The sequence below is a fragment of the Hephaestia sp. MAHUQ-44 genome (assembly GCF_023806085.1).
GTDB lineage: Bacteria > Pseudomonadota > Alphaproteobacteria > Sphingomonadales > Sphingomonadaceae > Sphingomonas.
The window spans coordinates 123,034-139,866 of the sequence record NZ_JAMSLX010000007.1 but is presented as its reverse complement, the minus strand read 5'-3'; the positions used below and the strand labels follow the sequence as shown (position 1 = coordinate 139,866).

Below are 16,833 nucleotides of genomic sequence, written 5' to 3'. Positions count from 1 at the left end.
TTCGTCAAGGAGCACCACGCATGTCCTTCTACACCTCACTCAGCGGCCTCAAGGCCTCGCAAACCGAAATGTCGACGATCTCGCACAACCTCGCGAACGTCTCGACCAACGGCTTCAAGCGCTCGGACACCGAATTCGCCGATGTCATCGCGTCGAGCGTGTCGGTCAACCCGACCAAGATGATCGGTTCGGGCACGGTCGTGAAGTCGATCCGCCAGCAGTTCAGCCAGGGCAATCTTGTCCAGTCCGAATCCTCGCTCGACCTCGCGATCACCGGGGACGGCTTCTTTGCCGTCAAGCCGGCCGCGGGCGGCACGCAGATCAATTACACGCGCAACGGCAGCTTCCTCGTCAACGCCGACCGCTACGTCGTCGACGGGCAGGGCAACCATGTGCAGATCTATCCGGTCGACGGATCGGGCAATGTCTTCGCGACCAGCGCGAGCGCGCTCACCAGCCTGCGCCTGCCCGCCACCAGCGGCACGCCCAGCGCGACACAGAACGTCGCACTCGCAGTCAATCTCGGCGCCACCACCGAGGTTCCCGCCAAGGCGACCTTCGATCGCTTCGATGCGTCGAGCTACAACAAGGCCGTCACGACGACCGTGTACGATTCGAACGGCTCGCCGATGACGATGACGACCTATTACAAGCGTGTCTCAGCGCCGATCGCAACGGTGCCGCCGGCGGCGCCCGATCTGTCGAGCACGTGGGAAGCCCATACCTTCGTCGGCGACCAGAAGATGCAGTCGGGAACGGGCGATTTCATCCAGCTTACCTTCGACGCCACCGGCACGCTCACCGCGCCGTCCACCCCGACCCAGTTCGGCGTGTTCACGCCGTCGAACACCGCGTCGAACCAGCAGATCACGATCGATTTCGCGGGCACCACCCAGCGCACCGCTGCGGGCGAGGTGCTGACCCAGACGCAGGACGGCGTGCCCGTCGGCGAATTGCAGGGCGTGACGATCGACGAGAACGGCTTCGTCAAGGCGAGCTTCTCGAACGGCGACAACCAGGTGCTCGGCAAGATCGCTCTGGTCAATTTCTCGAATCCCTCGGGGTTGCGCCAACTCGGTAACTCGACCTGGGCATCGACCGGGATTTCGGGCGAACCGACCTTTGGGCAGGCCAATGCCGACGGGCTCGGCGCGCTGATGTCGGGCGCGGTCGAAAGCTCGAACGTCGATATCACCGAGGAACTCGTCAGCCTGATCGCGGCGCAGCGCAACTTCCAGGCCAACGCCAAGGCGCTCGATACGTCGAGCAAGATTTCCGAAACGATCTTCAACATCCGCTGATCGACGCAGGGGGAACCGGGGACGATAGATGGACAAGCTGGTCTATACCGCGGCATCGGGCCTGCGCGCGCACATGGCGGCGCAGGCGGCGATCGCGAACAATATGGCGAACGCTTCGACCACCGGGTTCAAGGCCGATCGCGTCCGGTTCGACCAGCTTACCCTGATCGGCCAGGGGCTCGAAACGCGCCGCCCCACCTCCGAGGAGGTGATCGACGCCGATCGCAACCCCGGCAGCGTCCAGCAAACCGGCCGCCCGCTCGACGTCGCGATGAACGGCGATGCCTGGCTGGCGGTGCAGGCAACCGACGGCAGCGAAGCCTATACGCGGCGTGGCGATCTCGCGATCGCGGCGTCGGGCGTCTTGGAAACCGGTGACGGTTTCCCGGTGATGGGTTCGGGGGGACCCATCACCGTGCCGCCCGCCGACAAGGTGCAGATCGCCGCCGACGGCACGGTCTCGATCCTGCCTTTGGGCGCCGAACGCGGCACCGAGATGCAGGTGATCGACAAGCTCAAGCTGGTCAGCCCCCAAGGTTCGGACACGCTCAAGGGGCTCGACAACCTGCTCCACGTCAACGGCGGCGGTACGCTGCCCGAGGACATGGACGCCAAGATCGAGATCGGCGCGCTCGAGGGATCGAACGTCGACATGACGCAGGCACTGGTCGACATGATCCAGAACCAGCGCAGCTACGAAGTACAGGCCAACCTTCTGAAAGAGGCCAAGAACATGGACGAGAGCGGCGCATCGGTGATGCGCATGCCCAGCTGAGGATTTAGGATATGAGCAGCGCAGCCATGCACATCGCGCGGACCGGGCTCGACGCCCAGGACACGCGCATGCGGGTGATCTCGAACAACCTCGCCAACGTCAACACGACCGGGTTCAAGAAGGGCCGTGCCGCGTTTGCGACGCTGGCCTATCAGACGATCACCGCGCCGGGTTCGGCGAGCACGTCCGAGAGCAAATACGCGACCGGCCTCAACCTCGGCACCGGCGTCAAGATCCAGGGCACCGCCCGGATCGACACGCAGGGCGACATGCAGACCACGGGCAACGCGCTCGACCTCGCGCTCGACGGCGACGGCTATTTCCAGGTGCAATTGCCCGGCGGCCAGCTCGGCTACACGCGCTCGGGCAATTTCTCGCGCTCGCCCGAGGGGCTGCTGATCACGAGCGAAGGCTATCAGGTGATGCCCGGCATCACCGTGCCCGAGGGCACGACCTCGATCACGATCGGCACCGACGGCACCGTCTCGGCGACGATCCCCGGCCAGACCGAACCGAGCCAGATCGGCCAGATCCAGATCGCGAGCTTCCCCAATACGGGCGGGCTGCAGGAGATCGGCGACAATTATCTGGTCGAGACCGCGGCCTCGGGCCCGGTCAGCATCGGCATCGCCGGCGAAGAGGGCCGCGGCAACATCCGCCAGGGGATGCTCGAGGGCTCGAACGTCAACGTCGTCGAGGAGTTGGTCGACATGATCGAGACGCAGCGCGCCTATGAGGTCAATTCGAAGATGATCTCGGCGACCGACGACATGCTCAAATACGTCAATCAGAACATCTGATGCGCACGCTTTCCGCCCTGTCGCTCGGCATCGCTGCCGTCGCCTTCGTCGCTGCGGGCGCCACGCCCGCGCACGCCGAAAAGAAGCCGCACGAGGATTACAGCCTCACGCTGCCGCCACCGCCGCCGCCGCCGCCAGCCGACGGCGCGATCTTCCAGGCCGATTACGGCTATGCCGCGCTTCACGAAGGCTGGAAGGCGCGCCGCGTCGGCGATCCGCTGACGATCGTGCTCGTCGAGCGCACCGTCGCGACCAAATCGTCGACATCGCAGCTCGATTCGAAGGGCCAGTTCGGGCTCGTCCCGCCGACCACCGGCGCGCTGTCGCTGTTCAGCGAGAGCGATGCAACGCTCGGCGGCAAGCGCGGCTTCGACGGCAAGGGCAGCGCGGGGCAAGCCAATGCGCTGTCGGGCGAGATCAGCGTCACCGTGGCGCAGGTCTTTCCCAACGGCACGATGCTCGTCCAGGGCGAGAAGCGCGTCACGCTCAATCGCGGCGACGAGTTCGTCCAGATCAAGGGCATCGTCCGCATCGCCGATATCGATGCGAACAACCGCGTCGCCTCGACGCGCGTCGCCGACGCGCGGATTTCGTACACCGGCAAGGGCGACATCGCCCGCGCCAGCCGGCAGGGCTGGCTGAGCCGGTTCTTCCAGATCATCAGCCCCTTCTGACGGAGCGCCCGGCAATGGCCCGCATCTTCCTCGCCTTTCTTGCAGCGCTCCTGATCGCCCAGCCCGCTTATGCTGACCGGATCAAGGATCTGGGCGCGTTTCAGGGCATCCGCACCAACCAGCTCACCGGCTATGGCATGGTCGTCGGGCTGCCGGGGACGGGCGACGACAATCTCGAATATACGATCCAGTCGATGAAGGCCGTCGCCTCGCGCTTCGGGCTGCAATTGCCGCCGGGGGTCAACCCTGCGCTCAAGAACGCCGCGGTAGTGATGGTGACGGCCGAGCTGCCCGCCTTCGCCAAGCCGGGCCAGCGGCTCGACATCACCGTCTCGTCGATGGGCAAGGCCAAGAGCCTGCGCGGCGGAGCGCTGATCATGACCCCGCTCTACGGTGCGGACGGCCAGATCTACGCGATGGCGCAGGGCAATCTCGCGGTCGGCGGGCTGGGCGCGCAGGGCGCCGACGGCTCGAAGATCGTCATCAACATCCCGTCGAGCGGCCGCATCCCCGAGGGCGCGACCGTCGAGCGCGCGGTCAACACCGGTTTTGCCACCACGCCGCGCCTCACCTTCAACCTGACGCGCGCCGATTTCACCACCGCGCAGCGCGTCGCCGCCGCGATCAACAGCCGGCTGGGCAACGGGCGCGCCGAAGCGGTTGACGCCGTGTCGGTCGCGATCGCCGCGCCGCAGGGCGCCGACATCCGTACGATGCTGATGAGCGAAATCGAGAATCTCGACGTGATCTCGGCCGATCCGCCCGCGCGCGTGATCGTCAATGCGCGCACCGGCACCGTCGTCATCAACAATGCGGTGCGCGTCGGGCCGGCCGCGGTCAGCCACGGCAAGCTCACGGTGCGGATCGACGAGCAGCAGCAGATCAGCCAGCCCGCGCCGTTCAGCAAGGGCCAGACCGCGCTCCAGCAGAACAGCACCGTCGCGGTCGACGAGGAGGTGCGCCCGATGTTCCTGTTCGATCCCGGCCCGCAGCTTGCCGACATCGTCAAGGCGGTGAACGCGATCGGCGCGTCGCCGGCGGACCTGGTCGCGATCCTCGAGGCCCTCAAGGAGGCCGGCGCGCTCAAAGCCGACCTGATCGTGTTGTGATGGTCGAGAGCGTCGCCTCCCAGATCGCCGGGCTCACGCCCACCGTCTCCACCGACACGCGTCGGCTGGCGACGCGCGACAATCTCGACGCCGCGGGCGACAAGTTCGAAGCGATCTTCACCGGCATGATGCTCAAATCGATGCGCGCCGCGAAGCTCGCCGACGATCTGTTCGACTCAAAGGCACTCGATACGTTCCGCGAGATGCAGGACCAGAAAATCGCCGAGACGATGGCGTCCCACGCCCCGATCGGCATCGGCAAGGCGATGGTCGAGTTTCTCGCACGTGCCGACAGCGGCCTTGCACCCGGGACGCCGGCCGCGCCGTCGAACCAGGGGGGTGACGCAGCATGACCGACCTTCTCGGCATCGGCGCTTCGGGCGTCCGCGCCTATCAGACCGCGATCAGCACGACGTCCGAGAATATCGCGAACGCCGGCACCGCGGGCTATGTCCGCCGCACCACCAACATGAACGAGGTCGCGGCCGCCTCGCACGGGATCAACGGCAATGCGCCGCTGGTCGCCTCGGGCGTGGTCGTCAGCGGGATTGCGCGCGAAAGCGACGAACTGCGCCAGAGTGCGGTGCGCACCGCGGGCGCCGACCTGGCACGCAGCGAGACCGCGGTCACCTGGCTCGACCAGATCGAGCAGGCGCTGACGCGCAACGGGCTGTCGAGCGCGCTCACCGGCTTTTTCAACGCCACCAAGGCGATCGCCGCCGATCCGAGCGCGAGCGCGCCGCGGCTCGCGATGCTCGATTCGGCCTCGGGGCTGGTCGATGCCTTCAAGGGTACCGCGTCGCAGCTTGCGCAGCTCGGCCGCGATCTCGATGCCACCGCGGGCAATGCGGTGACGACGCTCAACGATCTCGCCGCCGGGCTCGCGCGGGTCAACGACGGGTTGAGCCGTGCCACCCCCGGCTCGACGGGCAGCGCGCAATTGCTCGACCAGCGCGACCAGATTCTCGAACAGATGAGCGCGCTCAGCGACATCAGCGTGACGATGGATGTCGCCGGTCGCGCGACGGTCAAGCTGGGCAATGCCAACGGCCCGGTGTTCGTCGCGCCCGGGCTGGAACCGGGCACGGTGCTTTACAGCCGCAACACCGACGGCGCGGTCTCTTTTTCGATGCGGCGCAATGGCGTCAGCCAGTCGGTATCGCCCGCGGGGGGCGCGCTTGCCGGCATCGCCGATTCGGCGCAGCGGCTCGCCACGGCGACCGATGCGATCAATCGCGTCGTCACCGAATTCGTCAACGGCGTCAACGCCGTGCAGGCGGCGGGCGAGACGCTCGACGGCAATGCCGGCGCACCGATGTTCACGATCGGCACCGACGCCGCGAGTATCGCGATGACGCTGACCGACCCGCGCGGGATCGCCGCGGCCACGCCCGGCGGTGGCACGCGCGACAACACCAACCTTGCCGGGTTCGACGCCTTGCGCAGCTCGGGCGGCGCGGAAGGCGCCGTCACCGCGCTCGTCGCCGATAACGGCGCCGCGCTCAGTTCGCGCCGGACGGTGGCGGCAGCGCAGACCTCGATCCATAACGGCGCGATCGCCGCGCGTGACCAGATGTCGGGGGTCAATCTCGATTCCGAGGCGGTCGATCTGATGCGCTACCAACAGGCCTATCAGGCATCGAGCCGCGTGATCCAGGTCGCGCGCGAAATCTTCCAGTCGATCCTCAACGTGAGCTAGCCCCATGCAGATCAGCACCCGTCTGTTCTTCGATCGCTCGACGTCGCAAATGGCGACGCTGTCCGCGCATGCCGACACGCTGCAGGCGCAGATCTCGACGACCAGGAAATATGCCGCGCCGTCGGACAATATCATCGCCTATCAGCGCTTGCAGGGAATCGCGCGGACCGGCGCCGACGCGACCGCTTATGCGACCAACGTCCAGCTTGCGCAGACCTTGCTCCAGCAATCGGACGCGACGCTTGCCAGCGTGCTCGATCAGGTGCAGCGCGCGCAGGAACTCGCCGTGCAGGCGGGCAGCGACACTTTTTCGGATTCCGATCGCAAGGCGATCGCGGTGCAATTGCGCGCGATCCTCGACGATCTCGTCAACCTCGCCAATACCACCGATGCGCGCGGCCAGCCCCTGTTCGGTGCGGGCTCGGCCCAGACCGGCGTCACCCGCGCGACCGACGGCAGCGTCAGCTTCGCCGGTACCGGCGATCCGATGGCGATCCCGGTGTCGGACACCGTCCAGATCCAGCCCACCGACAGCGCCCAACGCGTGTTCGGCGGGATCGAGGGTGCGGGCGGGCCCACCGATGTGTTCGCGATCATCGGCGCGCTCGCCGACACGCTCGAAAGCGGTGGCGACGTGGGGGCCGCGGCCGCGACAGCACTGGGCGATTTCAAGGCATCGGTCGATCATCTGACCGGCGTGCGCGCCTCGATCGGCGCGCGCGGCGCCCGGCTCGACCTCGAACAATCGCGCGCCGCCGATGCCGCCCATGCGCGCGAGATCGATCGTTCGGCGATCGAGGATACCGATATCACGACGGCGATCGCCGAGTTGCAAAAGACGATGACGATTCTGCAGGCGACGCAGGCGACCTTCACCCAGCTTACCCAGCTCTCGCTGTTCAATTACATCAAGTAGGTTCAGATTCATGGCCGGCAACGGTCGTGATTGCGCACAGCAGGCCGCTGGCAAGGAGCGCAGCGCAGACGCGTAGCCGACGCTACGCGCAAGCAAGTAACGTAGCCAGCGGCCTGCTGTGGGCAACCGCGTAGCGGCGGGCGGATTTTGGTGCAGGAAGGGCGTCCCTCGTCGGTCACGATGCTACTGCATCGCTCCCTTCTCGCTCCTACTCCTGCGCCAAAATCCGCTCCGTCACGGCCATTGCCGGCCATGAATCTGAACCTAATTACGGCGCCGGTAACCAATTAGCGACAAAATGAGGTCAAGCCTCGGGCGTCGCGGTCGTTATCTGAAGCAAGCGCGCGTGAGCCCAAGGGGGAAAAAAGCAACACCATGTTTCCTGCAATCGGCCTCGTCGTCCTTCTCGTCATGGTATTCGGCGGCTTCGTCTTCACCGGTGGTGCGCTCGGCCCCGTCATGGAAGCGATCCCGCACGAGCTGATCATCATCGGCGGCGCCGCCGCGGGCGCGCTCATCATCGGCAATTCGGGCAAGGAGTTGAAGGCACTCGGCGGCGGGCTCGCCAAGGTGTTCAAGGGGCCGAAATACCATAAGCAGGATTATCTCGACACGATCTTCCTCGTCTCGAAGCTGATGAAGATGCTGCGGATGGAAGGGCCGATCGCGCTCGAACCGCATGTCGAAGACCCCAAATCCTCCGCGATCTTCGCCGAATACCCCCGGCTGCTCGCCGATCATACGCTGGTCAATCTGATCGCCGACACGCTCCGCCTGGTCGTCGTGTCGTCGGGCACGCTCGACGTCCACGCGGTCGAAGAGGTGATGGATAACGCGATCAAAACGCACCACCAGAGCGTTCAGCGGCCGCAAACCTCGCTCCAGAGCCTCGCCGATGCGCTGCCCGCGCTGGGCATCGTCGCCGCGGTGCTGGGGGTGGTCAAGACGATGGGCTCGATCGACAAGCCGCCCGCGATCCTCGGCGCGATGATCGGCTCGGCGCTGGTCGGCACCTTTCTCGGCGTGCTGCTCGCCTACGGGCTGGTCGGCCCGCTCGCGACGCGGTTGCAACAGGTGATCGATGCCGACGCCGCCATCTACCACACCGTCAAGCAGATCATCATCGCCTCGCTCCACGGCCACCCGCAACCGCTGGTGATCGAAGCCGCGCGCTCGGGCATCGCCAACGTCAACCAGCCCGGCTTTGCCGAGGTGTTCGACGGCCTGCGGGGGCGTTGATTGATGGTATGGCTTCGCCATAGCGGCACCAGCCCACTCCCCCATCCGACCACCCATTCAGTGTACGATCGTGGGTGGTCGGGTGGGGGAGTGGGCTGGTGCGGCCTGCGACGGCAGGGAGCCGAATAAATGGCCGCCCGCGCGCCGCACGGCTCGAACCAGCCGCCCAAGATCATCGTCCGCAAAGTCTATGTCGAAGGCCATGGCGCCGGGCATCACGGCGGCGCGTGGAAGGTCGCTTATGCCGATTTCGTGACCGCGATGATGGCGTTTTTCCTGCTGCTGTGGATCCTCGGCGCGACCACCGAAAAGCAACGCAAGTCGATCGCCGATTATTTCGCGCCGACGCTGGTCGAACTGCGCGAGAACAGCGCCGGTTCGAACGGGCTGTTCGGCGGCGAATCGATCGTCGATCGGGATAATTACCAGCACAAAGCGTCGCAAACGGGCACGCGCGCGCTGACGGTGCCGTTCAGCGCCGCCGGCGGTCCCGATACCGGCAGCGGCCGCGAGGGATCGCTCAAAAATACGAGCCGCGAGGCATTGGCGGCCGAGGATCGCAAGAATTTCGAGGCGATGCGCCGCCAGGTGATGAGCGAGATCGCGATCAACGGCAAACTGTCCAAACTCTCCAAGCACATCCGGTTCGTGCGGACCCGCGACGGGATGCGGATCGACCTGATCGACGATGCCGATTATTCGATGTTCGCGCTGGGCACGACCGCGCTCGAGCCCGAAGCCGACAAATTGATCGGGTTGGTCGCCGACGCGATCAAGCCGAGCCAGAACCCGATCATGATCCGCGGCCACACCGATAGTCTCGCTTATGGCAATCCGGCGAACATGAACAATTGGATGCTCTCATCGGGCCGCGCCGAAGCCGTGCGCCGCCGGCTCGCAGCGGGCGGACTGGGCGAGGCGCGCTTCGAGCGGATCGAAGGCGTCGCCGAGCGCGAACCGATGATCGCCGACAACGCCGCCGATCCGCGCAACCGCCGCGTCGCAATCACCTTGCTCTACCGCCGGGGCGCGTTCGGGCAATAGCACCAGCACAAGCCGGCGCCCTTACCGCACCAGATCGAGCCCCCGCTCGTCGGCGCAGCGCAGCGCCTCGTCATAGCCGGCATCGGCATGGCGCATCACCCCGGTGGCGGGATCGTTCCACAACACGCGCTTGAGACGCGCGGCCGCTTCGGGCGTGCCGTCGGCGACGATCACCATCCCGGCGTGCTGCGAATAGCCCATGCCGACGCCGCCACCGTGGTGAAACGATACCCAGGTCGCGCCCGAGGCGGTGTTGAGCAGCGCGTTGAGCAGCGGCCAATCGGACACCGCGTCGCTGCCATCCTTCATCGCCTCGGTCTCGCGATTGGGGCTCGCGACCGACCCCGAATCGAGATGATCGCGGCCGATCACGATCGGCGCCTTCACCTCGCCTTTCGCCACCATTTCATTAAACGCGACGCCGAGTCGGTCGCGATCGCCGAGCCCCACCCAGCAGATCCGCGCCGGCAAGCCCTGAAAGTGAATCCGCTCGCGCGCCATGTCGAGCCAGCGGTGGAGGTGCAGATCGTCGGGGATCAGTTCCTTCACCCTGGCGTCGGTCTTGTAGATATCTTGCGGATCGCCCGAGAGCGCGACCCAGCGAAACGGCCCCACGCCGCGACAGAATAGCGGGCGGATATAGGCGGGCACGAAGCCGGGAAAAGCAAAGGCATCGGCGACGCCCTCATCCTTTGCCATCTGACGGATATTGTTGCCGTAATCGAAGGTCGGCACGCCGGCATGGTGGAAATCGAGCATCGCGCGGACCTGCACCGCCATCGATGCCTTGGCTGCTTTGGTCACCGCATCGGGATTGCTCGTACGCTCTCGCGCCCAGCGATCGAGGCTCCAGCCCTGCGGCAGATAGCCGTTGGCGGGATCGTGTGCCGAAGTCTGGTCGGTGACGACGTCGGGGTGGATACCGCGCTTCACCAACTCGGGATAGATATCGGCGGCATTGCCGAGCAGGCCGACCGAGACCGGCGTGCTGGCGTTACGGACGATATCGAGCGCTTCGTCGAGCGTGCGCGCCGCGCGATCGAGATAGCCGGTCTTCAAGCGCATCTCGATCCGGCTCGGCTGGCAGTCGATCGCGAGGCACGAGAACCCCGCCATCACCGCTGCGAGCGGCTGTGCGCCGCCCATTCCACCCAGCCCCGCGGTCAGTATCCATTTGCCCGAGGCGTCCCCCGAAAAGTGACGCCGCGCAACTTCGGCGAAGGTCTCGTACGTGCCCTGAACGATGCCCTGCGAGCCGATATAGATCCACGATCCCGCGGTCATCTGGCCGTACATCATCAGCCCGGCACGATCGAGCTGCTGGAAATGCGCCCAGGTCGCCCAATGCGGCACCAGGTTGGAATTGGCGATCAGCACGCGCGGCGCATTCTCATGCGTGCGGAAAATGCCGACCGGCTTGCCCGATTGGACGAGCAGCGTCTGATCGGCCTCGAGCCGGCGCAGCGCAGCGACGATCCGGTCGAAACTCTCCCAATCGCGGGCGGCTCGGCCGATGCCGCCATAGACCACGAGTTCGTGCGGGTTTTCCGCGACCTCGGCGTCGAGATTGTTCATCAGCATCCGCAAGGGCGCCTCGGTGAGCCAGCTTTTCGCCGTTATCTCGGTGCCACGCGCGGCCTTGATGATGCGGCTGTTGTCGAGACGGGTCATGCGCGTCCTTTCGCAAAATCGAGGCACGCCCCGAGTACGGCACGCAGCGTTTGCTGCATCGGCGCGGCGCGATCGGCGTCCCAGCGATCGGGCGCCGCTTCGTCGGCATAGCCGCGGATCGCGAGTTCCATCTGGATCGCGTGAACGCCGGTTTTGGGGCGCCCGTAACGGCGGGTGATCCAGCCGCCCTTGAAGCGGCCGTTGACGATCCTGGGTTCGGGGCAGGCGGCGGCGACGGCGGCCGTCAACGCCGGATCGCACGTCGCGCCATCATTGGTGCCGATATTGAACTGCGGCAGCACCCCGGCAAACAGCCGTGGCACCACGCCGACGATCGAATGCGCATCGTACAATACCACGCGGGGGTGCATGGCGCGCAGCCGCGCGATCTCGGCGGCGAGCGCGGCATGATAAGGATCGAAATAAGCCGCGCGCCGCGCCGCGATCGTGGCGTCATCGGGCTCGGCCCCTGCTTCGTACAGCGGCTCGCCCATGAACGTCGTAATAGGGCACAGCCCGGTCGTCGCCTGCCCGGGATAGAGCGACGCGCCGCTTGGATCGCGGTTGAGGTCGATCACGCTGCGCGACACCGCCGTGCGGATCATCGTCGCACCGAGATCGCGGGCGAACGCATAGAGCCGGTCGACATGCCAATCGGCATCGCGCTGCGACAGCGCGATCGAGCGCATCCCGGTATCGTGCGGCGCGGGGATGTCGGTGCCCGCGTGCGGCACGCTGACGATCAGCGGCGCATCGCCGCGTGCGACGGTGAGCCAGCCGCTCACGCCACCCCCGGCAGATCGGCGGCGACGCCCGCAATCCGCTCCGATCGCACCAGCGCGTTCGCCCTGGCCATGTCGGGCGCGACATGGTGATCGTCGTGCATCATCGGCACCTCGGCGCGGAGCAGCGCGCGCGCCGCCTCAAGCGCTACACTCGACGTCAGCGGGGCGTGGAAATCGCAGCCTTGCGCCGCGGCGAGCAATTCGATGCCGAGGACATGGCCGAGATTGTCCGCCATCGCGAGCAGCCGCCGGCTGGCGTGCGCCGCCATCGAGACATGATCCTCCTGATTGGCCGAGGTCGGGATCGAATCGACCGAGGCCGGATAGGCGCGCTGCTTGTTCTCCGACACCAGTGCCGCGGCGGTCACCTGCGGGATCATAAACCCCGAATTGAGCCCCGGCCGGGGCGTGAGGAACGCCGGGAGCCCCGACAAAGCGGGATCGATCAGCATCGCGATCCGGCGCTCGGCGATGCTGCCGATCTCGCACAAGGCGAGCGCGATCGTATCGGCGGCGAACGCGACCGGCTCGGCGTGGAAATTGCCACCCGACAGCGCCGCGTCGGCGTCGGCGAAGATCAGCGGATTATCGGTGACGCCATTGGCCTCGGTCGCCAGCGTCGCCGCTGCCTGCCGCAGCAGATCGAGGCATGCGCCCATCACCTGCGGCTGGCAGCGCAGACAATACGGGTCCTGCACGCGTTCGTCGTTGACGGCATGGCTCGCGCGGATTGCCGAGCCCGTCATCAGGCCGCGCAGCGCCGCCGCGGTCTCGATCTGGCCCTGATGGCGGCGCAGCGCGTGGATGCGCGGATCGAACGGGGTATCCGATCCCTTGGCCGCCTCGGTCGAGAGCGCGCCGGTCACCAACCCCGCGCGCAGCAACGCCTCGGCCTCGAACAACCCGGCGAGCGCGAAGGCGCAGGAGAATTGCGTGCCGTTCAACAGCGCGAGCCCTTCCTTGGGGCCGAGCGTGAGCGGGACGAGCCCGGCCTCGGCGAGCATCGCGGCGGCGGGGCCGGTCTGCCCGCCGCGCATGATCTCACCGACGCCGATCATCGCCGCGGCCATATGCGCGAGCGGCGCGAGATCGCCGCTCGCCCCGACCGAGCCTTGGCCCGGAACCACCGGCAGCAGGTCTTGTGCAAGCATCGCTTCGAGCATCGCGATCGTCACCGGCCGCACCCCTGAGGCACCCTGCGCGAGGCTCGCGAGCTTGAGCGCGAGCATCAGCCGCACCACCGGCGCGGGGGTGGGATTGCCCACCCCGGCGGCGTGGCTGAGGACGATATTGCGCTGGAGCATCTCGAGTTCGTCGTCGCCGATCCTGACGCTCGCGAGCTTTCCGAACCCGGTGTTGATGCCATAGACCGGCTGGTGCCGGGCAAGGATGCGCGCCACCGCCGCCGCGCTCGCCGCAATGGAGTCATCGGCCGCGCGATCGAGCATTACCGCCGCACCGCGATAGATCGCCCGCCAATCGGCGAGCGCCATCGCGCCGGGCCGGATCGTGATCGTCATTGGCCTCTCCAGACACGGCGATGGAGCGGGTTGAACCCGATCCGGTAGACGAGCTCGGCAGGAGTCTCGACGTCCCAGATCGCCAGATCGCAAGATTTGCCCGCCTCGAGCGTGCCGATCTCGTGGCCGAGGCCGAGCGCGCGAGCGCCCTCGCGCGTCACGCCGAGCAGACATTCGGCAACGGTGAGCCGGAACAGCGTTGCGCCCATGTTCATCGCCAGCAGCAACGAGGTGAGCGGCGACGTGCCGGGGTTGCAATCGGTCGCGAGCGCGATGGCGACGCCGGCACCGCGCAGCCCCGCGATCGGCGGGACGTGCGAGTCGCGCATGAAATAGAAGGCGCCCGGTAGCAGCACCGCCACCGTCCCCGCTGCCGCCATCGCGGCGATCCCGGCGGCGTCGAGATGTTCGAGATGGTCGGCCGAGAGCGCGCCGTATTTCGCCGCGAGCGCGGCACCGTGGCTGTTCGAGAGTTGTTCGGCGTGGAGCTTGACCGGCAGGCCGTGCGCCGCCGCCGCTGCGAACACGCGTTCGGTTTGCGCAGGGGTGAAGCCGATCGTCTCGCAAAAGGCATCGACCCCATCGGCGAGGCCTGCCTCGGCGATCGCGGGGATCATCCGATCGCACACCTCGGTGAGGTACGCGTCGGCGTCGGTGCCGGGCGGAACCGCATGTGCGCCGAGGAAACTGGTCACCACGCGAACCCCACGCCGGCCCCCAAGCGCCCGCGCCGCGCGCAACATCCTGATCTCGGCATCGAGCGACAGGCCATAGCCCGACTTGATCTCGATCGTCGTCACGCCTTCGGCGATCAGCGCGTCGAGCCGGGGCAGGCTCTCGGCAATCAGCGCGCCCTCGTCGGCGGCGCGCGTGGCCCGCACCGTCGAGGCGATCCCGCCGCCGGCGCGCGCGATCTCCTCATAGGACGCGCCCTCGAGCCGCTGCTCGAATTCGGGCGCACGGTTGCCGGCGTAGACGAGGTGTGTGTGGCAATCGACCAGTCCGGGCGTGATCCAGCGCCCGCCGCAATCGATCCGCTCGATCGAGTCGGACGGCGCGCCCTCGGCCGCGCCGGCATAGACGATACGCCCGTCTTTTGCGGCAATCGCGCCGTTCTCGATCACCCCCAGCCCCGCGCCGACCATCGTCGCGAGCCGCGCATGATGCCAGAGTCGGTCGACCGTGCGATCCATGTCGCCATCCTCGTCACGCCGCGCTATTATGTCTAGACATAATCGGCGAGGGCGACGCGTATGCATCTATGGTTCGAGACGGCGCTGCTTCCCGACGGCTGGGCGACCGGCGTGCGGGTGGGCGTGCAGCACGGCCGGATTGCGTCGATCGAGGTAGGCGCGGCGCAACCCGGCGATGTGCGGCACGCGATCGGCGTGCCGGGGCTGTGCAACGTGCATAGCCATGGCTTCCAGCGGGGGATGGCGGGGCTTTCCGAACGCCGCGGCCGCGCCGGTGACGATTTCTGGAGCTGGCGCGACGTGATGTACGCCTTTCTCGACCGGCTGACCCCCGACGACATCGCCGCGATCACCGCGCTCGCTTATGTCGAGATGCTTGAGACCGGCTACACGCGCGTCGGCGAGTTTCACTATCTCCACAACGATGTCGATGGCCACCGTTATGCCGATCCCGCCGCGACCGCCGCGAGCATTGTCGCCGCCGCCGACCAGACGGGGGTCGGATTGACCTTGCTTCCGGTCTTTTACGCGCACGCTGATTTCGGGGGCGTGCCGCCGACGCCGGGCCAACGGCGGTTCGTGTCCGACATCGATGGCTTCGCGCGGCTGGTCGACGCGTCGCGCGCGCTGCTGCCGGATGACGTCATTATCGGCATCGCCCCGCATTCGCTGCGCGCGGTGACCGCCGACGAACTGGCCGCGATCCTGCCGCTCGCGGGCGACGGCCCGATCCATATCCACGCCGCCGAGCAGGTGAAGGAGGTCGAAGCGTGCCTCGCCGCGACCGGCGCGCGACCGGTCGAATGGCTGCTCGCCAATGCGGGAGTCGATGCGTGCTGGTGCCTCATCCACGCGACCCACCTGACCGATACCGAAGGCGACGCGCTCGCCGCGAGCGGCGCGGTCGCGGGGCTGTGCCCGGTCACCGAGGCCAATCTGGGCGACGGCATCTTCCCCGCCGTCCGCTATCTCGCGGCAGGCGGCGCGTTTGCGACCGGCACCGATTCGAACATCCGCATCAACGCCGCCGACGAACTGCGCGCGATCGAATATGCCCAGCGGCTGATACAGCGCCAACGCAATGTGCTGGCGGACGAGAATCGGCCGTCGGCCGGCGCGCGATTGTTCGGCGGCGCGCTGGCAGGCGGCGCCCAAGCATTGGGAGTCGCGACCGGCCTCACGGTCGGCGCGCCCGCCGATCTGGTGGTGCTCGATGCCGACGATCCCGCGCTGATCGGGCGCAGCAGCGATGCGCTGCTCGACGGCTGGATCTTCGCCAGCCGCAACGCCGTCCAGCATGTCTGGCGCGGGGGGCGACAGGTGGTGGTGGACGGTCGCCACGTTGCACGCGACGCCGTGGCTGCGCGCTACCGCACGACGCTCACGCGGCTGCTCGCATGAGCCTCGACGCGCGCATCCGGGCCGATATCGAAGCCCGCATCCGATCGGGGGCGTGGCCGCCGGGGCACCGCATCCCGTTCGAGCACGAACTGACCGAGACCTATGGCTGCTCGCGCGCGACCGTCAGCAAGGCGCTGGGGGCGCTCGCGCGCGCCGGGTTTATCGAGCGGCGCCGACGCGCGGGAAGCTTCGTCGCGCATCCGCCGATCCACGCCGCGGTGCTCGACGTGCCCGATCTGCGCGCGGTGATCGAGGCGCGCGGCGAGGCGTATCGCTGGGCGCTGACCGAACAGCGCCGCCACGCCGGGGCCGAGGTGCCCGAGATCGGCCGCGTCGGCCCGATCCTCGCGGTGACCGGGCTTCACCAGGCCGACAGCGCCCCGTTCGGCTTCGAACGCCGCTGGATCGCGATCCATGCCGCGCCCGAGACCGCGGCGCAGGACTTCACCGCCATCGCGCCCGGATCATGGCTGCTCGCGCACGTGCCGTGGAGCGACGCGCGCCACCGCATTTCGGCGGTTGGCGCCGATCCGGACGCGGCAGCGGCGCTCGATCTCACCGCGGGAGAGGCGTGCCTCAGCCTCGAACGCTGGACATGGCGCCGCGGTGCGCTCGTCACCTATGTCCGCCAGGTCTTTCCCGGCACGCGCTACGATCTCGTCGCTGAATTCAAGCCTTCAAGCTGACGGAGACGTGCCATCACTCG

16 protein-coding genes are annotated in these 16,833 nt (G+C 67.3%); 12 read left to right on the top strand and 4 right to left on the bottom strand.

The features are described from left to right. Positions 1-20: 20 nt before the first annotated feature. From NFE57_RS09745 to NFE57_RS09700, 10 genes are all read left to right on the top strand, one after another. Positions 21-1,301 carry a flagellar hook protein FlgE gene (locus tag NFE57_RS09745; protein ID WP_252135382.1) on the top strand — a complete coding sequence of 427 codons (1,281 nt, stop codon included), beginning with the start codon at positions 21-23 and terminating at the stop codon, positions 1,299-1,301. A gap of 28 nt (positions 1,302-1,329) precedes the next feature. After that, complete coding sequence (gene flgF, locus NFE57_RS09740) at positions 1,330-2,076, top strand: flagellar basal-body rod protein FlgF (RefSeq protein ID WP_252135381.1); 747 nt, start codon at positions 1,330-1,332, stop codon at positions 2,074-2,076. Between the two features lie 11 nt (positions 2,077-2,087). Then, positions 2,088-2,876, top strand: coding sequence for a flagellar basal-body rod protein FlgG (gene flgG, locus NFE57_RS09735; RefSeq protein WP_252135380.1), 789 nt, complete (start codon positions 2,088-2,090; stop codon positions 2,874-2,876). Then, on the top strand, positions 2,876-3,550 hold the full coding sequence (locus NFE57_RS09730) for a flagellar basal body L-ring protein FlgH (protein WP_252135379.1): 675 nt from the start codon (positions 2,876-2,878) through the stop codon (positions 3,548-3,550). The genes flgG and NFE57_RS09730 overlap by 1 nt, the downstream gene beginning before the upstream one ends. A gap of 23 nt (positions 3,551-3,573) precedes the next feature. Next, positions 3,574-4,659 carry a flagellar basal body P-ring protein FlgI gene (locus tag NFE57_RS09725; RefSeq protein WP_382280258.1) on the top strand — a complete coding sequence of 362 codons (1,086 nt, stop codon included), beginning with the start codon at positions 3,574-3,576 and terminating at the stop codon, positions 4,657-4,659. After that, entirely contained in the window at positions 4,659-5,012 is a 354-nt protein-coding gene (locus tag NFE57_RS09720) for a rod-binding protein (protein ID WP_252135377.1), read from the top strand. The genes NFE57_RS09725 and NFE57_RS09720 overlap by 1 nt, the downstream gene beginning before the upstream one ends. Next, positions 5,009-6,358 (top strand): flagellar hook-associated protein FlgK, encoded by a 1,350-nt coding sequence (gene flgK / locus NFE57_RS09715; protein ID WP_252135376.1) that lies wholly within the window; start codon positions 5,009-5,011, stop codon positions 6,356-6,358. Before NFE57_RS09720 ends, flgK begins: the two co-directional genes overlap by 4 nt. Positions 6,359-6,362: 4 nt before the next feature. Next, positions 6,363-7,274 (top strand): flagellar hook-associated protein FlgL, encoded by a 912-nt coding sequence (gene flgL, locus NFE57_RS09710; RefSeq protein WP_252135375.1) that lies wholly within the window; start codon positions 6,363-6,365, stop codon positions 7,272-7,274. A 375-nt stretch (positions 7,275-7,649) separates the two neighbouring features. Next, entirely contained in the window at positions 7,650-8,513 is an 864-nt protein-coding gene (gene motA, locus NFE57_RS09705; protein WP_252135374.1) for a flagellar motor stator protein MotA, read from the top strand. A gap of 129 nt (positions 8,514-8,642) precedes the next feature. Next, entirely contained in the window at positions 8,643-9,557 is a 915-nt protein-coding gene (locus NFE57_RS09700) for a flagellar motor protein MotB (RefSeq protein WP_252135373.1), read from the top strand. 21 nt (positions 9,558-9,578) lie between these two features. On the opposite strand, the gene hutU is transcribed toward NFE57_RS09700, so the two are convergent. The 4 genes from hutU to hutI are packed head-to-tail and all read right to left on the bottom strand — an operon-like array spanning position 9,579 to position 14,726. Beyond that, entirely contained in the window at positions 9,579-11,228 is a 1,650-nt protein-coding gene (hutU, locus tag NFE57_RS09695) for a urocanate hydratase (RefSeq protein WP_252135372.1), read from the bottom strand. After that, positions 11,225-12,013, bottom strand: a complete 789-nt coding sequence (gene hutG / locus NFE57_RS09690; protein ID WP_252135371.1) for an N-formylglutamate deformylase — start codon at positions 12,011-12,013, stop codon at positions 11,225-11,227. The genes hutU and hutG overlap by 4 nt, the downstream gene beginning before the upstream one ends. Further along, complete coding sequence (hutH, locus tag NFE57_RS09685; protein ID WP_252135370.1) at positions 12,010-13,533, bottom strand: histidine ammonia-lyase; 1,524 nt, start codon at positions 13,531-13,533, stop codon at positions 12,010-12,012. The genes hutG and hutH overlap by 4 nt, the downstream gene beginning before the upstream one ends. Further along, positions 13,530-14,726: an imidazolonepropionase gene (hutI, locus tag NFE57_RS09680; RefSeq protein WP_252135369.1), complete on the bottom strand. Its 1,197-nt coding sequence runs from the start codon at positions 14,724-14,726 to the stop codon at positions 13,530-13,532. Before hutI ends, hutH begins: the two co-directional genes overlap by 4 nt. Positions 14,727-14,786: 60 nt before the next feature. On the opposite strand from hutI, the gene NFE57_RS09675 reads away from it, so the two are divergent. Both NFE57_RS09675 and hutC read left to right on the top strand, forming a co-directional pair. Beyond that, positions 14,787-16,127: a formimidoylglutamate deiminase gene (locus NFE57_RS09675; RefSeq protein WP_252135368.1), complete on the top strand. Its 1,341-nt coding sequence runs from the start codon at positions 14,787-14,789 to the stop codon at positions 16,125-16,127. Continuing rightward, positions 16,124-16,813 (top strand): histidine utilization transcriptional repressor HutC, encoded by a 690-nt coding sequence (hutC, locus tag NFE57_RS09670; RefSeq protein ID WP_252135367.1) that lies wholly within the window; start codon positions 16,124-16,126, stop codon positions 16,811-16,813. The genes NFE57_RS09675 and hutC overlap by 4 nt, the downstream gene beginning before the upstream one ends. Positions 16,814-16,833: the final 20 nt, after the last annotated feature.

What these genes read in the sequence shown, in the direction of transcription:
- NFE57_RS09745 (WP_252135382.1), top strand. Translation starts at nt 21, where the DNA reads ATGTCCTTCTACACCTCACTCAGCGGCCTCAAGGCCTCGCAAACCGAA.
- flgF (WP_252135381.1), top strand. Translation starts at nt 1,330, where the DNA reads ATGGACAAGCTGGTCTATACCGCGGCATCGGGCCTGCGCGCGCACATG.
- flgG (WP_252135380.1), top strand. Translation starts at nt 2,088, where the DNA reads ATGAGCAGCGCAGCCATGCACATCGCGCGGACCGGGCTCGACGCCCAG.
- NFE57_RS09730 (WP_252135379.1), top strand. Translation starts at nt 2,876, where the DNA reads ATGCGCACGCTTTCCGCCCTGTCGCTCGGCATCGCTGCCGTCGCCTTC.
- NFE57_RS09720 (WP_252135377.1), top strand. Translation starts at nt 4,659, where the DNA reads ATGGTCGAGAGCGTCGCCTCCCAGATCGCCGGGCTCACGCCCACCGTC.
- flgK (WP_252135376.1), top strand. Translation starts at nt 5,009, where the DNA reads ATGACCGACCTTCTCGGCATCGGCGCTTCGGGCGTCCGCGCCTATCAG.
- flgL (WP_252135375.1), top strand. Translation starts at nt 6,363, where the DNA reads ATGCAGATCAGCACCCGTCTGTTCTTCGATCGCTCGACGTCGCAAATG.
- motA (WP_252135374.1), top strand. Translation starts at nt 7,650, where the DNA reads ATGTTTCCTGCAATCGGCCTCGTCGTCCTTCTCGTCATGGTATTCGGC.
- NFE57_RS09700 (WP_252135373.1), top strand. Translation starts at nt 8,643, where the DNA reads ATGGCCGCCCGCGCGCCGCACGGCTCGAACCAGCCGCCCAAGATCATC.
- hutU (WP_252135372.1), bottom strand. Translation starts at nt 11,228, where the DNA reads ATGACCCGTCTCGACAACAGCCGCATCATCAAGGCCGCGCGTGGCACC.
- hutH (WP_252135370.1), bottom strand. Translation starts at nt 13,533, where the DNA reads ATGACGATCACGATCCGGCCCGGCGCGATGGCGCTCGCCGATTGGCGG.
- hutI (WP_252135369.1), bottom strand. Translation starts at nt 14,726, where the DNA reads ATGGATCGCACGGTCGACCGACTCTGGCATCATGCGCGGCTCGCGACG.
- NFE57_RS09675 (WP_252135368.1), top strand. Translation starts at nt 14,787, where the DNA reads ATGCATCTATGGTTCGAGACGGCGCTGCTTCCCGACGGCTGGGCGACC.
- hutC (WP_252135367.1), top strand. Translation starts at nt 16,124, where the DNA reads ATGAGCCTCGACGCGCGCATCCGGGCCGATATCGAAGCCCGCATCCGA.